Source organism: Streptomyces atratus (assembly GCF_014648655.1).
GTDB lineage: Bacteria > Actinomycetota > Actinomycetes > Streptomycetales > Streptomycetaceae > Streptomyces > Streptomyces atratus.
This window is the reverse complement of sequence record NZ_BMRN01000023.1, coordinates 77,140-96,467: the sequence shown is the minus strand read 5'-3', so window position 1 is coordinate 96,467 and position 19,328 is coordinate 77,140. Positions and strand designations below refer to the sequence as shown.

Sequence of the window (19,328 nt, the reverse complement as noted above, 5' to 3'; positions counted from 1 at the left end):
CGGCACTCAAGAGTGCGTGGCGAGGACCTCACGAGGACCGCCCCGAGACGTCCGTTACACAACCCCCGCGCTCGCTCACGCGCGCGGATGTGTGATCATGCCCCTACGTTCCGCACGGACCGTAAAAAGCTGTACAGGATGCGCATGGAACGAAAAGCGTTCGTAAAGCTATATTCAGGTTTGTGGCATCCAACGTTAACCATGTGAAGCGAATACTCCTGCGTTCAGGGAAGAGCCCCTACGACGTCGTCCCTGTCGAACGAGCTCTCCATGAGGACGTGTTCGCCACCAACTCAGGCAACCTGATCTTCAGCGACGCCGCTCACAAGATCCTGGAGACGCCACGTTCAGAGGTGGTGTCGAACGGCATCGCCACCAGGGTCGCCGATGCCGACCGGATCAACAGCGAGTACGACGTCTTCGTCATCCCGCTCGCCAACGCCTTCCGGCCGTCCTTCGAGCGCCAGCTGGAGCGCCTGACGCAGCTGATCTCGAAACTGAAGATCCCGGTCGTAGTCCCGGGTGTGGGTGCCCAGACCGGCGTCAACTACTCCGCGGACCGGCTGAAGCCCATGCAGCCGACGGTCCACGCGTTCGTCTCGGCCGTGCTCGACCACAGCGCCTCCATCGGCGTGCGCGGGGAATTCACCGAGCGGTATCTGCGGGACATGGGTTTCCGTGACGTGGACGTCATCGGCTGTCCCTCGATGTTCCTCAACGGCAGCAGGATCGACATCCGGGAGAGCGGCCGGGCACTCGGGCCCGCGTCGCGGATCGCCGTCAACGGATCGCACGACGCCGTGCGGAAGCACAAGCTCGGGAAGATCATCAACCGCACCCACGCGCGCTACCCCCACCTCCGGTTCATCGGCCAGAACATCTCCGAAGCACGTCAGCTGCACTGGCGCGACCTGTCCCATCAGAACGCCTCGCTGACCGACATCCCCACCCACCCCGACCACCCCATGTACGGGGAGGACAAGGTCCGGGTCTACATCGACCCGGTCACCTGGATGGACGACCTGCGAGGCTTCGACTTCTCCTTCGGCTCCAGGATCCACGGCAACATCGCAGCGCTGCTGGCCGGAACGCCCGCCACCGTGCTCTGTGGCGACTCCCGGACGCTGGAGCTGTGCCGCTACTTCGACATCCCGCACCGGATGCTCGCCAAGGCCCCCTTCGACCTCGACCCCGCCGACCTCTGCGCCGAGGCGGACTTCGGGCCGCTGATGCGCGGTCACCGGGAGCGGTTCGACCGGTTCATGAACTTCCTCGACAAGAACGGCCTGGAGAACACCTTCACCCACGGCGACAGCGGTGCGGCCTTCGAGGCACGGATCAGCACGCTGGCCTATCCTCCGGGTGTCCGCCCCTGGGTCGGAGCCGACGCCTCCACGATGGGTGCGCGACTCAACTGGCTCCAGTCCCAGCTGACGGACCTCACCGACCAGAACACCCAGCTCCAGCGGAAACTCGCGAAGAGCACGCTGCCCGTCCAGCGCTCCACGTACCAGCGGGCCCGCAGTGTCGTGGGAAGGCCCATAAAGCGCGCCCTGCGTCCGTCGCGCTAGAGGGTGCTGAAGATCTTGGCCGGTTCAGGGAGCGGCGTTCGGTGGGTGCAGCTGCAAGGCGCCGGAGCGTCCTTGAATGGGGTCTCCCCTGCTCGAACGAAGTTGAGAGCTTGGGGAAGGAGCTATGAGGACGCTCCGGCAACGCCGCAGATGTACGTGCCGGGCGTCGCGAGCCCGGCCAAGATCTTCAGCACCCTCCTCCAGGACCTGTCCAGCCTGATCCGAGGCCGGTCCGGCAGGACCGGCCTCCGGTCGTCCGGGGCCCGGGACACGATCCGGCAGTCCTACGCCGACCGGTCCCGTACCTACGGGCCTCGCCGCTCCTGAGCCATTTCTGACGCCTAGAATCGGAGTGTTTGTCCACAGGCCGTCGGCCCTGCCCCGATCCGTACGGAGTCCCCGCGCACATGTCCACCCCCCACGATCCGTACGTCCGGGTGCGCGGCGCCCGTGAACACAATCTCCAGGACGTCTCGGTCGACATCCCGCGCGACACACTCACCGTGTTCACCGGCGTCTCGGGCTCCGGAAAGTCCTCCCTCGCGTTCGGGACGATCTACGCCGAGGCGCAGCGCCGCTACTTCGAGTCCGTCGCCCCGTACGCCCGTCGGCTGATCCATCAGGTCGGTGCGCCCGCGGTCGGCGAGATCACCGGGCTGCCGCCCGCCGTCTCGCTGGAGCAGCGGCGCTCGGCGCCCGGTGCCCGTTCGTCCGTCGGGACGGTCACCACGCTCTCGAATTCCCTGCGCATGCTGTTCTCGCGCGCCGGGGACTACCCGGCCGGTGCCGAGCGGCTGGACTCCGACTCCTTCTCACCGAACACCGCCGCCGGGGCGTGTCCTGAATGCCACGGTCTCGGCCGTGTCCACCGCACAGCCGAGGAGTTGCTCGTCCCCGACCCCTCGCTGTCGATCCGGGACGGTGCGATCGCCGCCTGGCCGGGGGCGTGGCAGGGCAAGAACCTGCGCGATGTGCTGGACGCGCTGGGCTACGACATCGACCGTCCGTGGCGCGAGTTCGACGCCGCGGACCGGGAGTGGATCCTGTTCACCGATGAGCAGCCGGTGGTGACGGTACATCCGGTGCGTGACGCGGGGCGCATCCAACGTCCTTACCAGGGTACGTACATGAGTGCCCGCCGCTATGTGATGCACACCTTCGCGGACTCCAAGAGCCGCACTCTGCGGGCGAAGGCCGAGCGCTTCCTGACCAGTGCCCCCTGCCCGGTCTGCGGCGGCAGCCGGCTGCGTCCGGAGGCGATGGCCGTCACCTTCGCCGGCCATTCGATCGCCGAACTCGCCGCGCTTGCGCTCACCTCGCTCGCCGAGGTACTGCGGGGTGCGGGCGGCGGTGACACGGCGCGGGTGCTGACGGCGGATCTGCTCGCCCGGATCGAGACGGTCACCGAGCTCGGACTCGGCTATCTCAGCCTCGACCGTACGGCTCCGACACTGTCCTCCGGCGAGCTGCAACGGCTGCGGCTCGCCACCCAGTTGCGCGCCGGCCTGTTCGGTGTCGTCTATGTGCTGGACGAGCCTTCGGCCGGTCTGCACCCGGCGGACACCGAGTCGCTGCTGGGGGTGCTCGGCCGACTGAAGGAGGCCGGGAACTCGGTCTTCGTCGTGGAGCATCAGATGGATGTGGTGCGCCGGGCGGACTGGCTGGTCGATGTGGGACCGCTGGCCGGTGAGCACGGGGGCCGGGTGCTGCACAGCGGTCCCCCGGCCGGACTTGCGGAGGTGGCGGAGTCGGCGACCCGGCGCTTCCTCTTCGACGACGGGCCCGCTCCGGTGCGGGAGGTGCGTACGCCGTCGGGGTGGCTGAAGCTGAACGGGGTGGACCGCCACAATGTGCGAGGGGTGGACGCGGAGTTTCCGCTCGGGGTTTTCACGGCCGTCACCGGTGTCTCGGGGTCGGGGAAGTCGACCCTGGTCGGTCAGGTGCTGGCCGGTGTCCTCGCCGACCGGCAGGCCTCCGCCACCGCCGGCCTTCCCGCCGAACGCCCCACGCCCGGGTGCGCTTCGGCGGAGGGACTGGAGGCGGTGGACCGTCTGGTGCAGGTCGACCAGAGGCCGATCGGCCGTACCCCTCGGTCCAATCTGGCCACGTACACCGGGCTCTTCGATGTCGTACGGAAGCTGTTCACCGAGACGGACACGGCGCGCGAGCGCGGCTACAAGGCCGGACGGTTCTCGTTCAACGTGGCGGGCGGGCGGTGCGAGACCTGCCAGGGCGAGGGGTTCATCTCCGTCGAACTGCTCTTCCTGCCCAGTACGTACGCGCCCTGCCCCGACTGTCACGGTGCGCGGTACAACCCTCAGACCCTGGAGGTCACCCTGCGCGGTCTCGACATCGCGCAGGTGCTGGACCTGACGGTGGAGTCGGCGGCCGGCTTCTTCGCCGGTACGCCCGCAGCCGAGCGCAGTCTGCGGACACTGCTCGACGTCGGGCTCGGCTATCTGCGGCTCGGTCAGCCCGCCACGGAGCTGTCGGGCGGTGAGGCCCAGCGGATCAAGCTCGCCGCCGAGCTCCAGCGTACCCGCCGGGGCCACACCATGTATCTGCTCGACGAGCCGACGACCGGGCTGCACCCTGCCGATGTAGAGGTGCTGATGCGGCAGTTGCACGGTCTTGTCGACGCGGGCAACACGGTGGTGGTCGTGGAGCACGACATGGCGGTGGTGGCGGGCGCCGACCGGGTGATCGACCTCGGTCCCGGCGGCGGCGACCGGGGCGGCCGGATCGTGGCGGCGGGACCACCCGCCGAGGTCGCACGTGCGGAGGGCAGCCGTACGGCGGCGTACCTCAGGGCGTCCCTCCGTCTCGCATGACGATTCAATCGAGTTCAACTCCCCTTTTTCCACTGAGAGTTGCCGCATCAGGCAAGCAATGGGAAATGAAAAGGCAAAGAACAGTGACCACAGATTGGCCCAGACCAATCATGGGCATGCCTCACGGCCGCTCCATGCCGTGCGGCGTGTGACCCCCGGCCGGGACTCACAGGAACGGGCCGCGCCCCCGACCGGGCGCGGCCCAACCGTGCGATCCGCCCGTTGCCTCAACCCGCTGGGAGCACCCCATGAGACGTCCGAGAACACTCGGCGCGCAGTCCTGAGTGTCCTGGCAACGACCGTCGCGTCCGCCGGCCTGATCCTCGGACCGGGCACCGGCGCGCAGGCCGCCACGACCGCCGCGACGCCCCTGCCCACGCATGTCTTCGCCCCGTACTTCGAGGCGTACGACGGAGACAGCCCGGCCGCTCTCTCGGAGCAGTCCGGCGCCAGTCGGTGGCCTTCACCACCGGCTCGACCGGCACGGTGACCGTCTGTCTGCACGGCTGGTACGGGCAGGGCACGGTCCACGGCGACGACATCTCGGTGATGTCGTGACCTGACTTGAGAATCCGAGACTTCCTGGCCCCTGTGGTGGGCGGCCTCCGGGGCCAGGAACTCGGCGGTGGCCTCAGCGGTGCACCTTCCGGGTCGCCCGCAGCCACTCCTTGTTCATGGCCGAGATCGACGGCAGCGGAATGCCCTTCGGGCAGGCCGTGGCGCACTCGCCGGTGAGTGTGCAGCCGCCGAAGCCCTCGCTGTCCATCTGTCCGACCATGTCGAGCACCCGGGTCTCGCGCTCGGGGGCACCCTGCGGCAGGACATTGAGGTGGTTGATCTTCGCCGACGTGAAGAGCATCGCCGAGCCGTTGGGGCAGGCCGCGACACAGGCACCGCAGCCGATGCACTCGGCGTGTTCGAAGGCGAAGTCGGCGTCCGGCTTGGGCACCGGTGTGGCGTGCGCCTCGGGGGCGGTGCCGGTCGGGGCGGAGATGTAGCCGCCCGCCTGGATGATCCGGTCGAAGGCCGAGCGGTCCACGACCAGGTCCTTGACGACCGGGAAAGCGGAGGCGCGCCACGGTTCGATGTCGATCGTGTCGCCGTCCTGGAAGGACCGCATGTGGAGCTGGCAGGTGGTGGTGCGCTCGGGGCCGTGGGCATCGCCGTTGATGACGAGGCTGCAGGCGCCGCAGATGCCTTCGCGGCAGTCGTGGTCGAAGGCGACGGGGTCGTCGCCGACGAGGATGAGTTCCTCGTTGAGGGTGTCGAGCATTTCCAGGAACGACATGTCCTGCGAAATGCCGTCCACCTCGTAGGTGGACATGGCGCCGGGGGCGTCGGCGTTCTTCTGGCGCCAGACGCGCAGGGTGAGCTTCATGCGTAGCTCCGCTGAGTGGGGTGGACGTACTCGAAGACGAGGTCTTCCTTGTGCAGGACGGGGGCCTCGCCGGTGCCGGAGAACTCCCAGGCGGCGGCGTAGGAGAACTCCTCGTCCCGGCGGGCGGCTTCGCCGTCCGGGGTCTGCGACTCCTCGCGGAAGTGGCCTCCGCAGGATTCGGCGCGGTGCAGTGCGTCGAGGCACATGAGCTCGGCGAGCTCCAGGTAGTCGACGATGCGGTTGGCCTTCTCCAGCGACTGGTTGAACTCCTCGCCGGTGCCGGGGACCTTGATGCGGCGCCAGAACTCCTCGCGGATCTGCGGGATGCGTTCGAGCGCGGTGCGCAGCCCGTCCTCGGTGCGGGCCATTCCGCAGTACTCCCACATGAGTTCACCGATCTCGCGGTGGAAGGAGTCGGGGGTGCGGTCGCCGTCGACGGAGAGCAGCAGGTTGAGCCGGTCCTCGGTGTCGGCGACGGCCTCCTCGACCGCGGGGTGCGAGGCGTCGACCGCCTCGTGGTGCGGATTGCGGGCCAGGTAGTCGTTGATCGTCGACGGGAGGACGAAGTAGCCGTCGGCGAGGCCCTGCATCAGCGCGGACGCGCCGAGCCGGTTGGCACCGTGGTCGGAGAAGTTGGCCTCGCCGATGGCGAAGAGGCCAGGGATGGTGGTCTGGAGGTCGTAGTCGACCCAGAGGCCGCCCATCGTGTAGTGCACGGCGGGGTAGATCCGCATCGGGGTCTCGTACGGGTTCTCCGCCGTGATCCGTGCGTACATGTCGAAGAGGTTGCCGTACTTCTCCTCGACCTTGTCACGGCCCATCCGCTGGATGGCCTCGGCGAAGTCCAGGTAGACGCCCTGGCCGCCGGGGCCGACGCCGCGCCCCTCGTCGCAGACGTTCTTCGCGGCGCGGGAGGCGATGTCCCTGGGGACGAGGTTGCCGAAGGCGGGGTAGATGCGCTCCAGGTAGTAGTCGCGCTCGTCCTCGGGGATCTCGTTGGCGGGACGGTCGTCGCCCTTGGCTTTCGGGACCCAGATCCGGCCGTCGTTGCGCAGCGACTCGCTCATCAGCGTCAGCTTGGACTGGTGGTCGCCGGTGCGCGGGATGCAGGTGGGATGGATCTGGGTGAAGCACGGGTTGGCGAAGTACGCGCCGCGGCGGTGGGCGCGCCAGATGGCGGTGGCGTTGGAGTTCATGGCGTTCGTCGACAGGTAGAAGACATTGCCGTAGCCGCCGCTGGCCAGCACGACCGCGTCCGCGAAGTAGGTGTCGATCTTTCCGGTGACCAGGTCGCGGGCGACGATGCCACGGGCCTTGCCGTCGACGACGATCAGGTCGAGCATCTCGGTGCGGGCGTGCAGTTCGACGTTGCCGGCGGCGATCTGCCGGGACAGTGCCTGGTAGGCGCCGAGGAGGAGCTGCTGCCCGGTCTGGCCGCGGGCGTAGAAGGTGCGGGAGACCTGGACACCGCCGAAGGAGCGGTTGTCGAGGAGGCCGCCGTACTCGCGGGCGAAGGGAACGCCCTGGGCGACGCACTGGTCGATGATCTCCACGGAGATCTGGGCGAGCCGGTGGACATTGGACTCGCGGGCCCGGAAGTCGCCGCCCTTGACCGTGTCGTAGAAGAGCCGGTGGATCGAGTCGCCGTCGTTGCGGTAGTTCTTCGCGGCGTTGATGCCGCCCTGGGCGGCGACGGAGTGGGCGCGGCGGGGCGAGTCCTGGAAGCAGAACTGGACGACGTGGTAGCCCTGTTCGGCCAGCGTCGCCCCGGCCGAGCCGCCGGCGAGGCCGGTGCCGACGACGATGACGGTGTGCTTGCGGCGGTTGGCCGGGTTGACCAGCTTCGCCTGAAAACGGCGGGTGTCCCAGCGTTCGGCGACGGGACCTTCGGGGGCTTTGGCGTCGACGACGGGCGCGCCCGTCTCGTAGTGCGAGTAGTCGGTCATGTCAGCTCACGACTCCGGTCATGACGGCGACGGGTATGGAGATGAAGCCCACCGTCAGCACCAGTGCGAGGACGTTGGCGATGGTCTTGAGGGCACGGTCACGGGTCGCGTTACCCGCGCCGAGGGTCTGGGCGGCACTCCAGAAGCCGTGCTGGACGTGGAGTCCGAGGGCAAGCATGGCGACGATGTAGATGGTGTTGCCGTACCAGGTGGAGAAGGTGTCGATGACGTTCTGGTACGGGTGCCCGGACTGGAATCCGCCGGAGTGCACGGTGCCCGTCGTCAGGTCGAGGATGTGCCAGACGATGAACAGGGCGAGGATGATCCCGCCCCAGCGCATGGTCCGCGTGGCATAGCTCGCCCGGGGCTTCTTGTGGACGTACTTGCTGGGCCGTGCCTTGATGTCGCGGCGGCTCAGCTGGTACGCGGAGGTGGCGTGCAGCACCACGGCGGCGACGAGCACGACGCGGACGATCCACAGGGCCCACTCGTAGTGCAGGAAGGGCTCGCCCATGGTCCGCAGCCAGTGCGCGTAATGGTTGAACTCGCCGGACCCGAAGAAGATCTTCAGGTTGCCGATCATATGGACAACCAAGTAGAGGAGCATGATCAGGCCACTCACGGCCATGATCGTCTTCTTGCCGACGGACGAGTCCCAGAGCGTACGCGTCATGGACGGCCGTCGGTCCGTCCGTGTTGCCAATGCCATGGACACGACGCTAGGGCCGAAAGACCCCATCAGTCCAAGACATGGAGCAGCTCATCTTCATAGGCATGGACTATCGCGGCAGCTATGCTGAGTGTATGCAATTCCAGCAGCTGACGTACTTCGTGGCCGTGGCCGAGGCCCGTCACTTCACCCGTGCCGCTGAGGAGGTGCATGTTTCACAGCCCTCGCTCTCCCAGCAGATCAGAGCGCTGGAGAACGAGCTGGGGGCGGAGCTGTTCAGCCGGGCCCGCGGCAACATCACCCTGACCGATGCGGGCGAGGCCCTGCTGCCGCTCGCCCGGCGCATCCTCGCGGACGCCGACACCGCACGCCACGAGGTGCAGGAGCTGGCTCAGCTGCGCCGGGGCCGGGTCCGGCTCGGCGCCACGCCCAGCCTCTGCACGGGCCTGCTCCCCGACGTACTGCGCGCCTTCCACGACCGGCATCCGGGAATCCAGCTGCTGCTGGAGGAGGGCGGCTCGCTCGACCTCGTACGCGAGCTGGCGCGCGGAGCACTCGATCTGGCCCTGATCGTGCTGCCGCTGCCCGCGACGTCCCCCGCGCTCACCACGGTCGAGCTGCTCCAGGAGGATCTGGTCGTGGTGTCGTCGGTACAGGCGCCGCGGCCCGGCCGGGGCGGGAACGTGAGGATCGCCGACCTGCAGGGGGAATCCCTGGTGATGTTCCGGCACGGCTACGACCTGCGCGAGCTGACGGTCGCCGCCTGCCGGGCGGAGGGCTTCGAGCCGTCGTTCACGGTGGAGGGCGGGGAGATGGACGCGGTGCTCGGCTTCGTCCGGGCGGGGCTCGGGATCGCTGTGGTGCCCAGCATGGTCGCCGGCCGGGCCGGCCACGACCTGCGGACCACACCGCTGGCCCGCCCGGGCCTGCGGCGCACGATCGCGCTCGCGCACCGCAGCGATGTGGCACCACCGCGCGCGGCGCGCGAACTGCAGAAGGTGGTACTCGCGGCCGGACGGGCCTGAGCCGGCCCCGGGCCGCCGGTTACGCGGCCTCCGGCCGCGCTTCGTTCGCAATCGCCGGACGGGCTCGATTGTCGCGATCGAGGACGAGACGTCGACCGGACGGCCTCGGTGCCTTCGCTCCCCGTCCCCTCACACCGCGTCGGCCAGCAGCAGTGAGTGGATCCGGTCGGGCGCACCGGGGCGGGCGTAGTACCACCCCTGGGCCGTGTCGCACCCCAGCTCCCGCAGCTGCTCCGCCTGGGCCCCGGTCTCCACACCCTCCACCGTGACCGCGAGGTCCAGGCTGTGGGCCAGCGAGACGATTCCCTCGACGATCTTCAGATCGACCGGATCCGCCGGATGCTGCTGCATGCCCTGCGTGAAGGAACGGTCCAGTTTGAGGACACTCACCGGAAGCCTGCGCAGGTTCGCCAGGTTCGAGTACCCGGTACCGAAGTCGTCGAGAGCTATGTCGACGCCCATTTCCGCCAGTTGCCGCAGCGGCTTCAGCAGATCGTCGTCCGCGCCGATGAGCGCGGACTCGGTGACCTCCAGGCACAGGGCCCCTGGTTCGAGCCCCGACCGCTCCAGCACGTCGACCGTCTCGGCGACCAGCAGCGGATGGTGCAACTGGGTCGGCGAGAGGTTGACATTTATCCGCAGCGGACCGCCGTCGCTGTGCCGCTCCTGCCAGAAGTGGGCCTGTCGCACGGACTCCTCCAGCACCCAGCGGCCGAGCGGCACGATCAGCCCGGTGTGCTCGGCGAGCGGGATGAACCGGTCGGGACCGAGCACCCCGTGCTGCGGGTGGCACCAGCGCACCAGTGCCTCCGCACCGTGCACCGTGCCGTCTCCGAGGTGTACGAGGGGCTGGTACTCGATGAAGAACTCACCGCGCTCCAGTGCGGCGGGCAGCGCGGTGGTCAGCCCGTGCCGGGTGATGGCACGGGCGTCCGCCTCGGCGTCGGCGAGCTCGAAGCGGTTGCCGCCCGCCGACTTGGCCCGGTACATCGTGATGTCGGCGCTGCGCAGCACCTCGGCGGCGCTGCGTTCACCGGCCGGCCCTTCGACGATCCCGATGGATCCGCGCACGGTCAGCTCACGGCCCTCCAGCCGGACCGGGGTTCCGAGCACGCCGAGGATGCGGCAGGCCAGCTCGTCGACCTCCGTCCGGGTGTCGGGGCCGGTGGTCAGGGCCACGAACTCGTCGCCGCCGAGCCGAGCCACCATCTCGCCGGGCGCGGTCGCACAGCTCTGCAGCCGGTCGGCCACCTCGACCAGCAGCCGGTCCCCCGACGCGTGGCCGAGGCTGTCGTTGATCGCCTTGAAGCCGTCGAGGTCCAGGTAGCACAGGCCGAAGCGGCTGCCGTCGTCGGCGGAGAGTGCCTTCTCCAGCCGTTCGAAGAACAGCGTCCGGTTGGGCAGACCGGTGAGCGCGTCATGCGTGGCCTCGTACCGCAGCCGCAGGTTGAGCAGCCGGCGCTCCGTGGTGTCCTCCAACAGCGCCAGCTGATACTCCGGCCTGCCCTCGGAGTCGCGCAGCAGCGACACCGTCAGATTGGTCCACAGCACGGTGCCGTCGTTGCGGTAGTACGGCTTTTCGACCCGGTAGTGCTCGCGTTCGCCACGTACCAGCTCGTTGTAGTACTTCCATACCTGGGGCGAGTCCTCGGGGTGGACCCACTCGTTGATCTTGTGGCTGCGCACATGGTGTTCGAGCCCGCCGAACATCCGGGTGAGCGTGTCGTTGACCTCCAGCACATTGCCGTCCAGGTCGGCGATGCCGATGCCGATGGCCGCGTCCTTGAAGACGGCGCGGAAGCGTGCCTCGGTGGCGTGCAGAGCCTGCTCGGCGTCCGAGCGGGCGGTGAGCGCCGAGCGGGCGATGGCTTCCTGTTCGGCGAGGGTCCGCTCGCGCAGCGCCTGCGTGAAGCCGCCGGCGAGGGCGTGCTGTATCCGGGCGCAGCGGGCTCTGCTGTCCTCGGTCGACAGCGCCGTCGCGCCGTTGCTTCCGCAGTAGAGCACGAGGTACGAGTCGATGACGCCTAGCGTGCTGCTGAGTGTGTCCGGATCCGTGCAGTGCGCGGCCACGAGGGCGACGCCCACCTCGCTCGCGGGCGCCGCGTCGAAGGGCCGCGCGTGCAGGATGTCGCTGAGCCCGCGGGCCAGCGGCAGCAGATGCTGTTCGAACTCCGTGCGCGTCATGGAGGTGGCCGTCGACGGGAAGATGGCCCGGCTCCAGATGGTGGCGAATCTCCGGAGCCGGTCCTCGGGCCCGTCGGGCTCCGTGTCGGGCGCTCCGGACGACTGGGCGGGAATGCTCACGCCTTGCGTCCCACCCCTGCGAAGCCCGAGAAGGCAAATGGGTCCTCGTGCTCCACCGCATGGGGGGCGTCGGGGCGCCAGTTCGGCATCGACACAAGTCCGGGCTCGACCATCTCGTGTCCCTCGAAGAAGCGGGCGATCTCTTCGCGCGACCGCATGACCAGGGGGTTGCGGATGTCCTTGTAGACGCCGACCGCGCCGCCCGCCTCCTCCTGGGTGAGCGGAATCCCCTCGTACGAGGCGTGGGTGATGACGATGAGGCTGCCGGGGGCGAGTCCCTCGCACAGTTCGGCGACCGCGGCGTGCGGGTCGTCGGAGTCCTCGATGAAGTGGAGTACGGCGACGAGCAGCAGAGCCACCGGTCGGTCCAGGTCGAGCAGTTCGGAGATCGCCGGGTTCTTCACGATCTCCTGCGGGCGGCGCAGATCCGCGGCGGCGATCACCGCCCGGTCGTTTCCTTCGAGTACGGCCCGGCTGTGCGCGACCGCAACAGGGTCGTGATCGACATACGCCACCCGGGCCTCGGGGTCGGCCGCCTGAGCGACTTCGTGCACATTCCCGAAAGTCGGTATTCCGGAACCGATGTCCAGAAACTGGGTGATGCCCTGGCTCACCGCATAACGCACGGCCCTGCGCATAAAGGCGCGATTCGCCTGCATGATCTTGGGGAGTCCCGGCATGAACTCCATGGCCTTGCGAGCCGCTTCCCGGTCCACCTCGAAATTGTGCGATCCGCCCAGATAGAAGTCGTACATGCGGGACACGCTCGGCACCGAAATGTCTATGCCTCGCGGTGCCCAGGCGGGACGCTCCATCGATGTCTCCAACAAGTCGCCACGGCGATCCGGCCATGTTCATGGTCAGTGTTGACCAGAGGCTACTGATCGACCGCCAGGAGAGCGAGCGGAAACGGAAATTACCCGTCCGTTATTGGTCACACACCAGTGGCATGTGCAACCGGCCCGTCGCTGCGTGTGACATTCGACGACATACCGGCCCCGAAGAGGCACTGTCGGGCTACTCGGGGCGCCCGCCGGTTTGGCGTCGGGGGCACCGCGTACCATGTACTCTCGACGCCTTGGCCGTTGGTGTTCCCGGGCTTCACATCGCCGGAGAAGGTATGGACCGACCAACAGCCGATGGCTTGTCGCTTGATTCCGTCAGGCCGATTGAAGGTGACAAAACCCTTGGTCGTGACGCCTTTGACGTCTTTCTTTGCCAAGGGACAACGACCGGCCACTTCGAGAGGCAGGCACCTGTGCAAGCCGGCTTCATCGGCCATGCGACGTCCTTCTTGAACCGATAGACCGTCATGCCGCTCTTGTCCACGACGATGTCCCCGAGTTTCGGATCCCTGCGGACCGAAAGCCCCGCGCGTTCGGCCGGTTCGGCACCGGCCGGGCTGCCGGCGTTCACCGCGGCCCTCCTGCCGTCCGGTGGGGACGCGAACCAGGTGCCGCCCACGCCCTGCCCATTGGCGTCGCCGGGCGCGGTGTCCTTGGCATAGTGGTACATCGGCCGGCCCGCAATGGCGAGTTGCCGGGTACCGTCGGAGCGGGTGGCCTTGCCGATCAGTGCGGGATCGGCACCGGCCGCCGCCGTGACATCCCCCGGGGACCACAGCCCAGAACTTGCGTACTCGCCTTCGCAATTCGACTTGGGCGGACTCGCGGTGTCCTTGTCGAAGCGGTAGAGCGTGAAACCCTCACTGTCCGTGAGGACTTTGCCGGCCTGCTTGCCCGTGCCGCCCCGCTCCGCGCCGTCGGAGCCGTAACCGCTGTCGGAGCCGTAACCGTTGTCCGATCCGTAGCCGCTTCCTGTCTGCTGTCCGGCCGGGTCGGCGTTGCCCACGTTCCGCCCGTCGGGGTCTCGGTTCCCTTTTGCTGACCGCACGCCGCCGTCAGCGCCAACAGGGCCGCCACCGTCACTACGAGCGAGGCGTTGTGCTAGGTGCTCATGGCAACTCACGTCCATGCAAAGCGAGTTGTGACGTGCCTTCGCGTCATCCATGGCCTCGGGTACGGACGGCGGCCCCCTCTTTGTTCAACGCGTTCACAGAATTTCCCTGAGCCGCAAACACCCGGCGCCACATGTCCCCACCTTCAGGGGAATCCGGTCCGCACCCGGCGTGCGCTGCGACCGGCCGGAACATGCTCCCCGTCGTGTACGGATCACTCATAGGACGGCTCACGGCAGCCGTCGCACTTCTCTGGCTGCTGACCGCCCCGGCACCCGCGGTGGCGGACAACTGCGCGTACGCCTCCATCGGGGAGGGCGGCGGGAGTTCAGCGGTCGCCGTGTCGGGCAACGGTCACTGCCACGCGGGCCCGGCACCCGAGCCGACTCCACCGCCCGCACCTCCTCCCCTGCCACCCCCGCCACCCCCGCCACCCTCGCCTCCACCCTCGCCTCCGCCTCCACCCCCGCCGCCCCTTCCCGCACCACCGCCCCCCGCGCCACCACGACCGGAACCGGAGCCCGTGCCACCGCCTCCTTCGCCCTCGCCCTCCGTACGCCCCACGCATCCCGCGCCCCGGCCCGTGGCGCTCCCCGCCTACCGCAAGCCGCCGCGCAAGGTCCCGCGGCGCGGCACCTCCCTGGTCACCCTCACCCTGCTGATCACGGCCCCCGCGGTGTTCGCCGTCGCCGTGCTGCGTCCCCGCTCCCGATGACCTCCGGAGGAACTCATGTCGGAATGGCTTGTTCTCACCCTCGCCATGGTCGCGGCGAGCGCCGTCGTCCTGACCATCGCCGTGCTCAACAACCGCCGGATCAAAGACGATGACGACCCGTCCGAGACCCCTGACGTCATCGAGTACATGACGATGATGATCGGCGTGGTCTACGCGATCGTGCTGGGCCTCGCCATCGCGGGCGTCTGGGAGGGCCGCAGCGCCGCCCAGGAGTACGTACGCCAGGAGGCCCAGGCACTGCACGAGGTGAACGTCCGCTCCGCCGTCTACCCGGCCGAGGTGCGTACGCGCATCCGCGCCGATGTCGACACCTACGTCCGCCACGTCGTCCACGACGAGTGGCGGTCGATGACCGAACACGGCTCTCTCACCGACGAGGGGGCCCGGCTCCTCGGCAAGGTGCGCACCGATGTCACCGGCTACCGGCCGAGGAACGATCACGAGGGCCAGGCATATCAGCCACTGGTCGATCAGGTCGCCGCGGCCGACGACGCACGCAACGCACGCGGACAGAGTGCCGGCGCGACCATGCCGGGCGTGGTCTGGTTCGGCCTGATCACCGGGGCGCTGGTGACCGTCGGGCTGATCTTCACACTGCAGATCCGCAGAACCTTCCGTGAACTGCTGCTGGCCGGCCTCTTCAGCGTCCTGATCGCCTTTCTCCTCTTCCTGATCTGGGACTTCGACTCCCCCTTCGGCCGGGGAATCTCGGCCACCGCGGCACCGTTCCTCGATCTGTTGCCCGGCGCGGCGGGCGGATAGCGGTCCGCCGAAATGCCGGCGGTGCGCCGCTCGGGGGAAACAGGTGCCCCGGGCGGCGCACTCCGATCGCGAGCAATATGCGCAACTTCTAGCGTTTGGCGCGTCGAGGTGCATTTCTGACGCCATGTGGAAATCCGTTCCGCAACTGCTCCTCGGGGATCCGGAGGATTCACCCATGCGCGCAATAGGTGCCGCACCCGTCGCCCTGCTCGGCGCCGCCGCTCTCGCCCTGACCGCTCCGGCTGCAACCGCATGCGCCGCGACGTCGGGAGGCGCGTCCTCCGCGACCGGATACACCGTCACTCCGTCGGTGATCGCGCCGGGGAGCCAGGTCGTCCTGGCCGCCCGGGGGTGCTCCACAACCGCCACAGCCGGCTCCGGAGTTTTCGACACGGTCACCATTCCCGGAGGCGCGGCCGTCGCGGCCACGGTCGACCGGGACGCAAAACCCGGCGCCGCCTACGAGGTGACATTCATCTGCAATACGTCGCCCGACTCCACGGCGAAGGCCGGACTCACGGTCCGCGCGGCCTCCGACGCACCCGCCACGAGTGCCCCGGTCTCGCCGGCCGGTGTACAGGGCGGACTCGGCGGCGGCGTCGACAGGATGAACGCCGCGCAGATCGCCGCCGGAACGGCGCTGGCGGTGGTCACGACCACCGGCACCATCTATGTCGTACGTGAGCGCAAGGGGAGCCGCCCGCACTGAGAGCAGGGCAGTGCGGCCCGATACGCCCGTCGCCCCGAGTCCTGCAAGAGGGCTCGGGGCGACGGGCGTATCGGGCCGGCACCACCCGTTCGCCCTTCACTGATCGCCGCCCGGCCGTCTCGCGCTTAGCGTTCCAAGCGTCACGACGAAGGGAGAATCATGGGCCGGCACAACTGGCGCGTCGAACGGACCAGGCACTCGCCGTGGGGCGCTCTTGCCCTGGTGCTGCTCACCGGCCTGGCATTGATGCGGAACGGCGCGGACTTCTCCCTGGGCCCTCCCCGGCCGGCCGCCGCCACGTCGGTCGACCTCCATCGGGCATCCCCCGACGTACCCGGCGGCGGCCCTGGCCGGGACGTTGCCGCGGCCCGGACCCGGGCCGGGGTCGGTGCCGGGACCGGATAGCCTCGCTGCCGTGACAGACCAACAGCCCCACCAGTTCGAACGTGGCACAGACGGCCCGAGAGTGATCGTCGCAGGCCTCGACGGGTCCGATTCCTCCATGCGTGCCGCGGCGTACGCGGCGGGGCTCGCCCGTCGTCAGGGGGCCATGCTCGCCCTCGTCTATGTCCAGCCCGTGCTGCCCGCGGGGGCCGCGCTCGGTGCACCGGTCGCCGATACGACCGGAGAGGTCGCGGAGGAGCTGGTGAACGAGATCCGGGAGGCGACGGAGCGGATGAAGGACATATGGGATGTGCGCTGGGAGTTCCACACCTTCCGCGGTGATCCCTACAACGGCCTCGTCACAGCGGCGGACGAGTTGAAGGCCGATGCCGTCGTGGTGGGAGCGTCGGAGTCGGCCGGGCACCGGTTCATCGGATCGGTGGCGATCCGGCTGGTGAAGGCGGGCCGTTGGCCCGTCACGGTGGTGCCGTAACCGTCGCGGAATCCTCACCTCGGTCGGACGGCAGGCCGTCTTTCGCACCGGACCCACCTGGGCCATCATGAGCGCCCGTCAGGGACAGCCGTCAGTGGAGAGGGTGACTCATGGCAAGGCTCCGAGTGGGCGAGGGTGTACTGCGCCGCAAGCCGATCGAGCAGATCGACGAGAAAGGACCGGCGGGGGACGCCACCACTCAGCTCACCAGAACGCTCGGGTTGTGGCAGCTCACGGCGATCGGCGTGGGCGGCATCATCGGCGCGGGCATCTTCACCCTCGCCGGCACGGTGGCGAACGGCACCGCCGGGCCCGCGGTCCTGATCTCCTTCCTGATCGCGGGTGTGGCGAGCGCGGCGGCCGCCTTCAGCTACGCGGAGTTCGCCGGCCTGATCCCGAAGGCCGGCTCCGCCTACACCTACGGATACGCGGTACTCGGCGAGCTGGTGGGCTGGTTCATCGGCTGGGACCTGCTGCTGGAGTACACGGCGATCGTGGCCGTGGTCGCGATCGGCATCTCCGGCTACTTCAGCTTTCTGCTCGGGGAGATGGGGCTCGAACTGCCGAAGTGGATGCTGGGCGCGCCCGGCACCGGGTCGGGCCATCGCATGGACCTGTTCGCCGCGCTGCTCTGCCTGCTCGTGGCGTACCTTCTGACCCTCGGCATCAAGAACGCGGCCCGCTTCGAAACGGTCGTGGTGGTCCTGAAGGTCCTGGTCGTCCTGCTGGTCATCGGCGTCGGCGTGTTCCACATCAACACCGCCAACTACAACCCGTTCTTCCCGTTCGGGGTGAGCGGTGCCTTCACCGGTGCGGCCACGGTGTTCTTCGCGGTCTTCGGGTACGACGCCATGTCGACGGCGGCCGAGGAGTCCAAGGACGCCCAGCAGCACATGCCGAAGGCGATCCTGTACTCCCTCGGGATCTCCATGGTCCTCTATGTGGCCGCTTGTCTGGTGCTGACCGGAATGCAGAGCTACAAGGACATCGACCCGGAGTCCGGATTCTCCACGGCCTTCAAGTCGGTGGGGCTCAGCGGACTCGCCGATGTGATCGCGGTGGGCGCGATCATCGGCATCCTCACGGTGATGTTCACCTTCATGCTCGGCGTGACCCGGGTGTGGTTCTCGATGAGCCGCGACGGGCTGCTGCCGAAGTGGTTCGCCAAGACCCACCCGACCCGGCACGTACCGACCCGGGTGACCTGGATCGTCGGCGCGGCCTCGGCCGTGATCGCCGGGTTCCTGCCGATCGGCGAGGCTGCCGAGCTGACGAACATCGGCATTCTGCTCGCGTTCGTGGTGGTGTGCGTCGCAGTGATCGTTCTGCGTTACAAGCAGCCAGATCTGCCGCGTACGTTCCGCACCCCCGGCATGCCGTTCGTGCCGGCCCTGGGTGTGGTGTTCTCGATCTGGCTGATCACCTTTCTGCAGTGGCAGACGTGGGTACGGTTCGCGGTGTGGTTCCTGATCGGTCTGGTGATCTATTTCGGTTACTCGTACCGGAAGTCGGAAATGGCGAAGACACCGCAGACGGGTACGGGGTCGGGTACAGGTACGGGTTGATCCATCGCCTGTAAGAACACCCGCTCGACCGCCGCCCGACCGTTCACCGCACCATTCGCCGCACTGTGTGACCGCTCGTCGCACGGAGCCGCCCGTCGCCTGTTCCTCGGCGCCCCGATGGGTTCGTATACGCCAGTCGGCAGCGAAGCGGCAAGTGGCCACTGCGGGGAAGGGCGTTCACGATGACCACCACGACGACCGATGAGCGGGCCCTAGCGGACCTCCAGCGGGACCACGGCCCCGCCGTTCTCACATTCCTGCTCGGGCTGACCTTCGGCGACCGGCAGCGGGCCGAGGATCTGCTCCAGGAGACGCTGGTGCGGGCCTGGCAGAACCCGGAGGCCTTCGACGCTCCGTACGACTCGATGCGGCCCTGGCTCTTCACCGTGGCCCGGCGTCTCGCGATCGATGCGCGCCGCTCCAGGCAGGCGCGGCCGACCGAGGTCAGCGACATCGTGCTGGAGGCCGCCGCGGGCGCGGAGGACACCGCCGAGTCCACGGTCTCGGCCCTCGACGTACGCGATGCAGTACGCACCCTCAGCCCGGAACACCGTGCGGTCCTCGTCCAGATATATTTCCGCGGGCTGAGCGTGGGCGAGACGGCCCGGACTCTCGGTATTCCGGCGGGCACGGTCAAGTCCCGGTCCCACTACGCGCTGCGTCAGCTCTCCCGTAACCTGCCGGGCTACTCCAGCAGGTCCTCCACGGTGATCAGGGCGAGCAGCGACACGGCCTCCGCGACCTCCATGTAGTCGGCGGCGCAGCGGTCGCAGGACTGCAGATGGCGGGAGACCATTCGGGTCTCGTCGGCGGTGAGCGCATCGAGAACATAGGCGCCGAGCGACTGCCGCACGTGCGCGCCCTCTCCGTGATCGGCGGTCATCGCATCCTCGTGTCGTGGACGGATCCGGTCATGACGGATCCTGTCTTTCTGGCCACGTAGGGCGCGCTCCCCCGGTTCAATGCTCCGTGAAGCCCGGTGCCGAGAAGAGAAAGA

The 19,328-nt window shown here is 68.5% G+C and carries 15 protein-coding genes and 2 pseudogenes; 10 read left to right on the top strand and 7 right to left on the bottom strand.

From position 1 onward, the window contains the following. Positions 1–182: 182 nt before the first annotated feature. Both IEZ15_RS28720 and IEZ15_RS28715 read left to right on the top strand, forming a co-directional pair. Positions 183–1,571 (top strand): polysaccharide pyruvyl transferase family protein, encoded by a 1,389-nt coding sequence (locus IEZ15_RS28720; RefSeq protein WP_229846157.1) that lies wholly within the window; start codon positions 183–185, stop codon positions 1,569–1,571. Positions 1,572–1,978: 407 nt separating this feature from the next. Next, complete coding sequence (locus tag IEZ15_RS28715) at positions 1,979–4,402, top strand: excinuclease ABC subunit UvrA (protein WP_189279998.1); 2,424 nt, start codon at positions 1,979–1,981, stop codon at positions 4,400–4,402. A 631-nt stretch (positions 4,403–5,033) separates the two neighbouring features. Here IEZ15_RS28715 and IEZ15_RS28705 read toward each other — a convergent pair. From IEZ15_RS28705 to IEZ15_RS28695, 3 genes are read right to left on the bottom strand one after another with little or no spacing between them, the layout of a single operon-like run. Further along, positions 5,034–5,780 carry a succinate dehydrogenase/fumarate reductase iron-sulfur subunit gene (locus tag IEZ15_RS28705; protein WP_189279997.1) on the bottom strand — a complete coding sequence of 249 codons (747 nt, stop codon included), beginning with the start codon at positions 5,778–5,780 and terminating at the stop codon, positions 5,034–5,036. After that, positions 5,777–7,726 (bottom strand): fumarate reductase/succinate dehydrogenase flavoprotein subunit, encoded by a 1,950-nt coding sequence (locus tag IEZ15_RS28700; RefSeq protein ID WP_114248014.1) that lies wholly within the window; start codon positions 7,724–7,726, stop codon positions 5,777–5,779. Before IEZ15_RS28700 ends, IEZ15_RS28705 begins: the two co-directional genes overlap by 4 nt. A 1-nt stretch (position 7,727) precedes the next feature. Continuing rightward, on the bottom strand, positions 7,728–8,435 hold the full coding sequence (locus IEZ15_RS28695) for a succinate dehydrogenase (protein WP_189279996.1): 708 nt from the start codon (positions 8,433–8,435) through the stop codon (positions 7,728–7,730). 95 nt (positions 8,436–8,530) lie between these two features. Between IEZ15_RS28695 and IEZ15_RS28690 the strand changes: the two genes are divergently transcribed. Beyond that, the gene (locus tag IEZ15_RS28690) at positions 8,531–9,421 is read left to right on the top strand and encodes a LysR family transcriptional regulator (protein ID WP_114249443.1); all 891 of its coding nucleotides are present in this window, start codon (positions 8,531–8,533) and stop codon (positions 9,419–9,421) included. A 129-nt stretch (positions 9,422–9,550) separates the two neighbouring features. Here IEZ15_RS28690 and IEZ15_RS28685 read toward each other — a convergent pair whose 3' ends face one another. The 3 genes and pseudogenes from IEZ15_RS28685 to IEZ15_RS28675 form a co-directional block, all read right to left on the bottom strand. Continuing rightward, on the bottom strand, positions 9,551–11,725 hold the full coding sequence (locus IEZ15_RS28685; protein WP_189279995.1) for a putative bifunctional diguanylate cyclase/phosphodiesterase: 2,175 nt from the start codon (positions 11,723–11,725) through the stop codon (positions 9,551–9,553). Next, complete coding sequence (locus tag IEZ15_RS28680; RefSeq protein WP_114248011.1) at positions 11,722–12,540, bottom strand: SAM-dependent methyltransferase; 819 nt, start codon at positions 12,538–12,540, stop codon at positions 11,722–11,724. The genes IEZ15_RS28685 and IEZ15_RS28680 overlap by 4 nt, the downstream gene beginning before the upstream one ends. A 204-nt stretch (positions 12,541–12,744) precedes the next feature. Continuing rightward, positions 12,745–13,653 (bottom strand): annotated as a pseudogene (locus IEZ15_RS28675) (SCO0930 family lipoprotein); the annotation flags it as partial. Positions 13,654–14,205: 552 nt separating this feature from the next. On the opposite strand from IEZ15_RS28675, the gene IEZ15_RS28670 reads away from it, so the two are divergent. The 7 genes and pseudogenes from IEZ15_RS28670 (at position 14,206) to IEZ15_RS28640 (ending at position 19,083) form a co-directional block, all read left to right on the top strand. Continuing rightward, positions 14,206–14,397, top strand: coding sequence for a hypothetical protein (locus IEZ15_RS28670; protein ID WP_189280016.1), 192 nt, complete (start codon positions 14,206–14,208; stop codon positions 14,395–14,397). A 15-nt stretch (positions 14,398–14,412) separates the two neighbouring features. Continuing rightward, on the top strand, positions 14,413–15,180 hold the full coding sequence (locus IEZ15_RS28665; protein WP_189279994.1) for a bestrophin-like domain: 768 nt from the start codon (positions 14,413–14,415) through the stop codon (positions 15,178–15,180). 175 nt (positions 15,181–15,355) lie between these two features. After that, positions 15,356–15,889 (top strand): hypothetical protein, encoded by a 534-nt coding sequence (locus IEZ15_RS28660; RefSeq protein WP_189279993.1) that lies wholly within the window; start codon positions 15,356–15,358, stop codon positions 15,887–15,889. Between the two features lie 159 nt (positions 15,890–16,048). Continuing rightward, positions 16,049–16,228 (top strand): annotated as a pseudogene (locus IEZ15_RS28655) (class F sortase); the annotation flags it as partial. Positions 16,229–16,304: 76 nt separating this feature from the next. Then, positions 16,305–16,766: a universal stress protein gene (locus tag IEZ15_RS28650; protein ID WP_114248007.1), complete on the top strand. Its 462-nt coding sequence runs from the start codon at positions 16,305–16,307 to the stop codon at positions 16,764–16,766. A 110-nt stretch (positions 16,767–16,876) separates the two neighbouring features. Further along, complete coding sequence (locus IEZ15_RS28645) at positions 16,877–18,331, top strand: amino acid permease (protein ID WP_189279992.1); 1,455 nt, start codon at positions 16,877–16,879, stop codon at positions 18,329–18,331. Between the two features lie 182 nt (positions 18,332–18,513). Then, complete coding sequence (locus tag IEZ15_RS28640; protein WP_189279991.1) at positions 18,514–19,083, top strand: sigma-70 family RNA polymerase sigma factor; 570 nt, start codon at positions 18,514–18,516, stop codon at positions 19,081–19,083. Here IEZ15_RS28640 and IEZ15_RS28635 read toward each other — a convergent pair. Then, positions 19,017–19,214 carry a zf-HC2 domain-containing protein gene (locus tag IEZ15_RS28635; protein WP_114248004.1) on the bottom strand — a complete coding sequence of 66 codons (198 nt, stop codon included), beginning with the start codon at positions 19,212–19,214 and terminating at the stop codon, positions 19,017–19,019. The genes IEZ15_RS28640 and IEZ15_RS28635 overlap by 67 nt on opposite strands. Between the last annotated feature and the right edge of the window lie 114 nt (positions 19,215–19,328).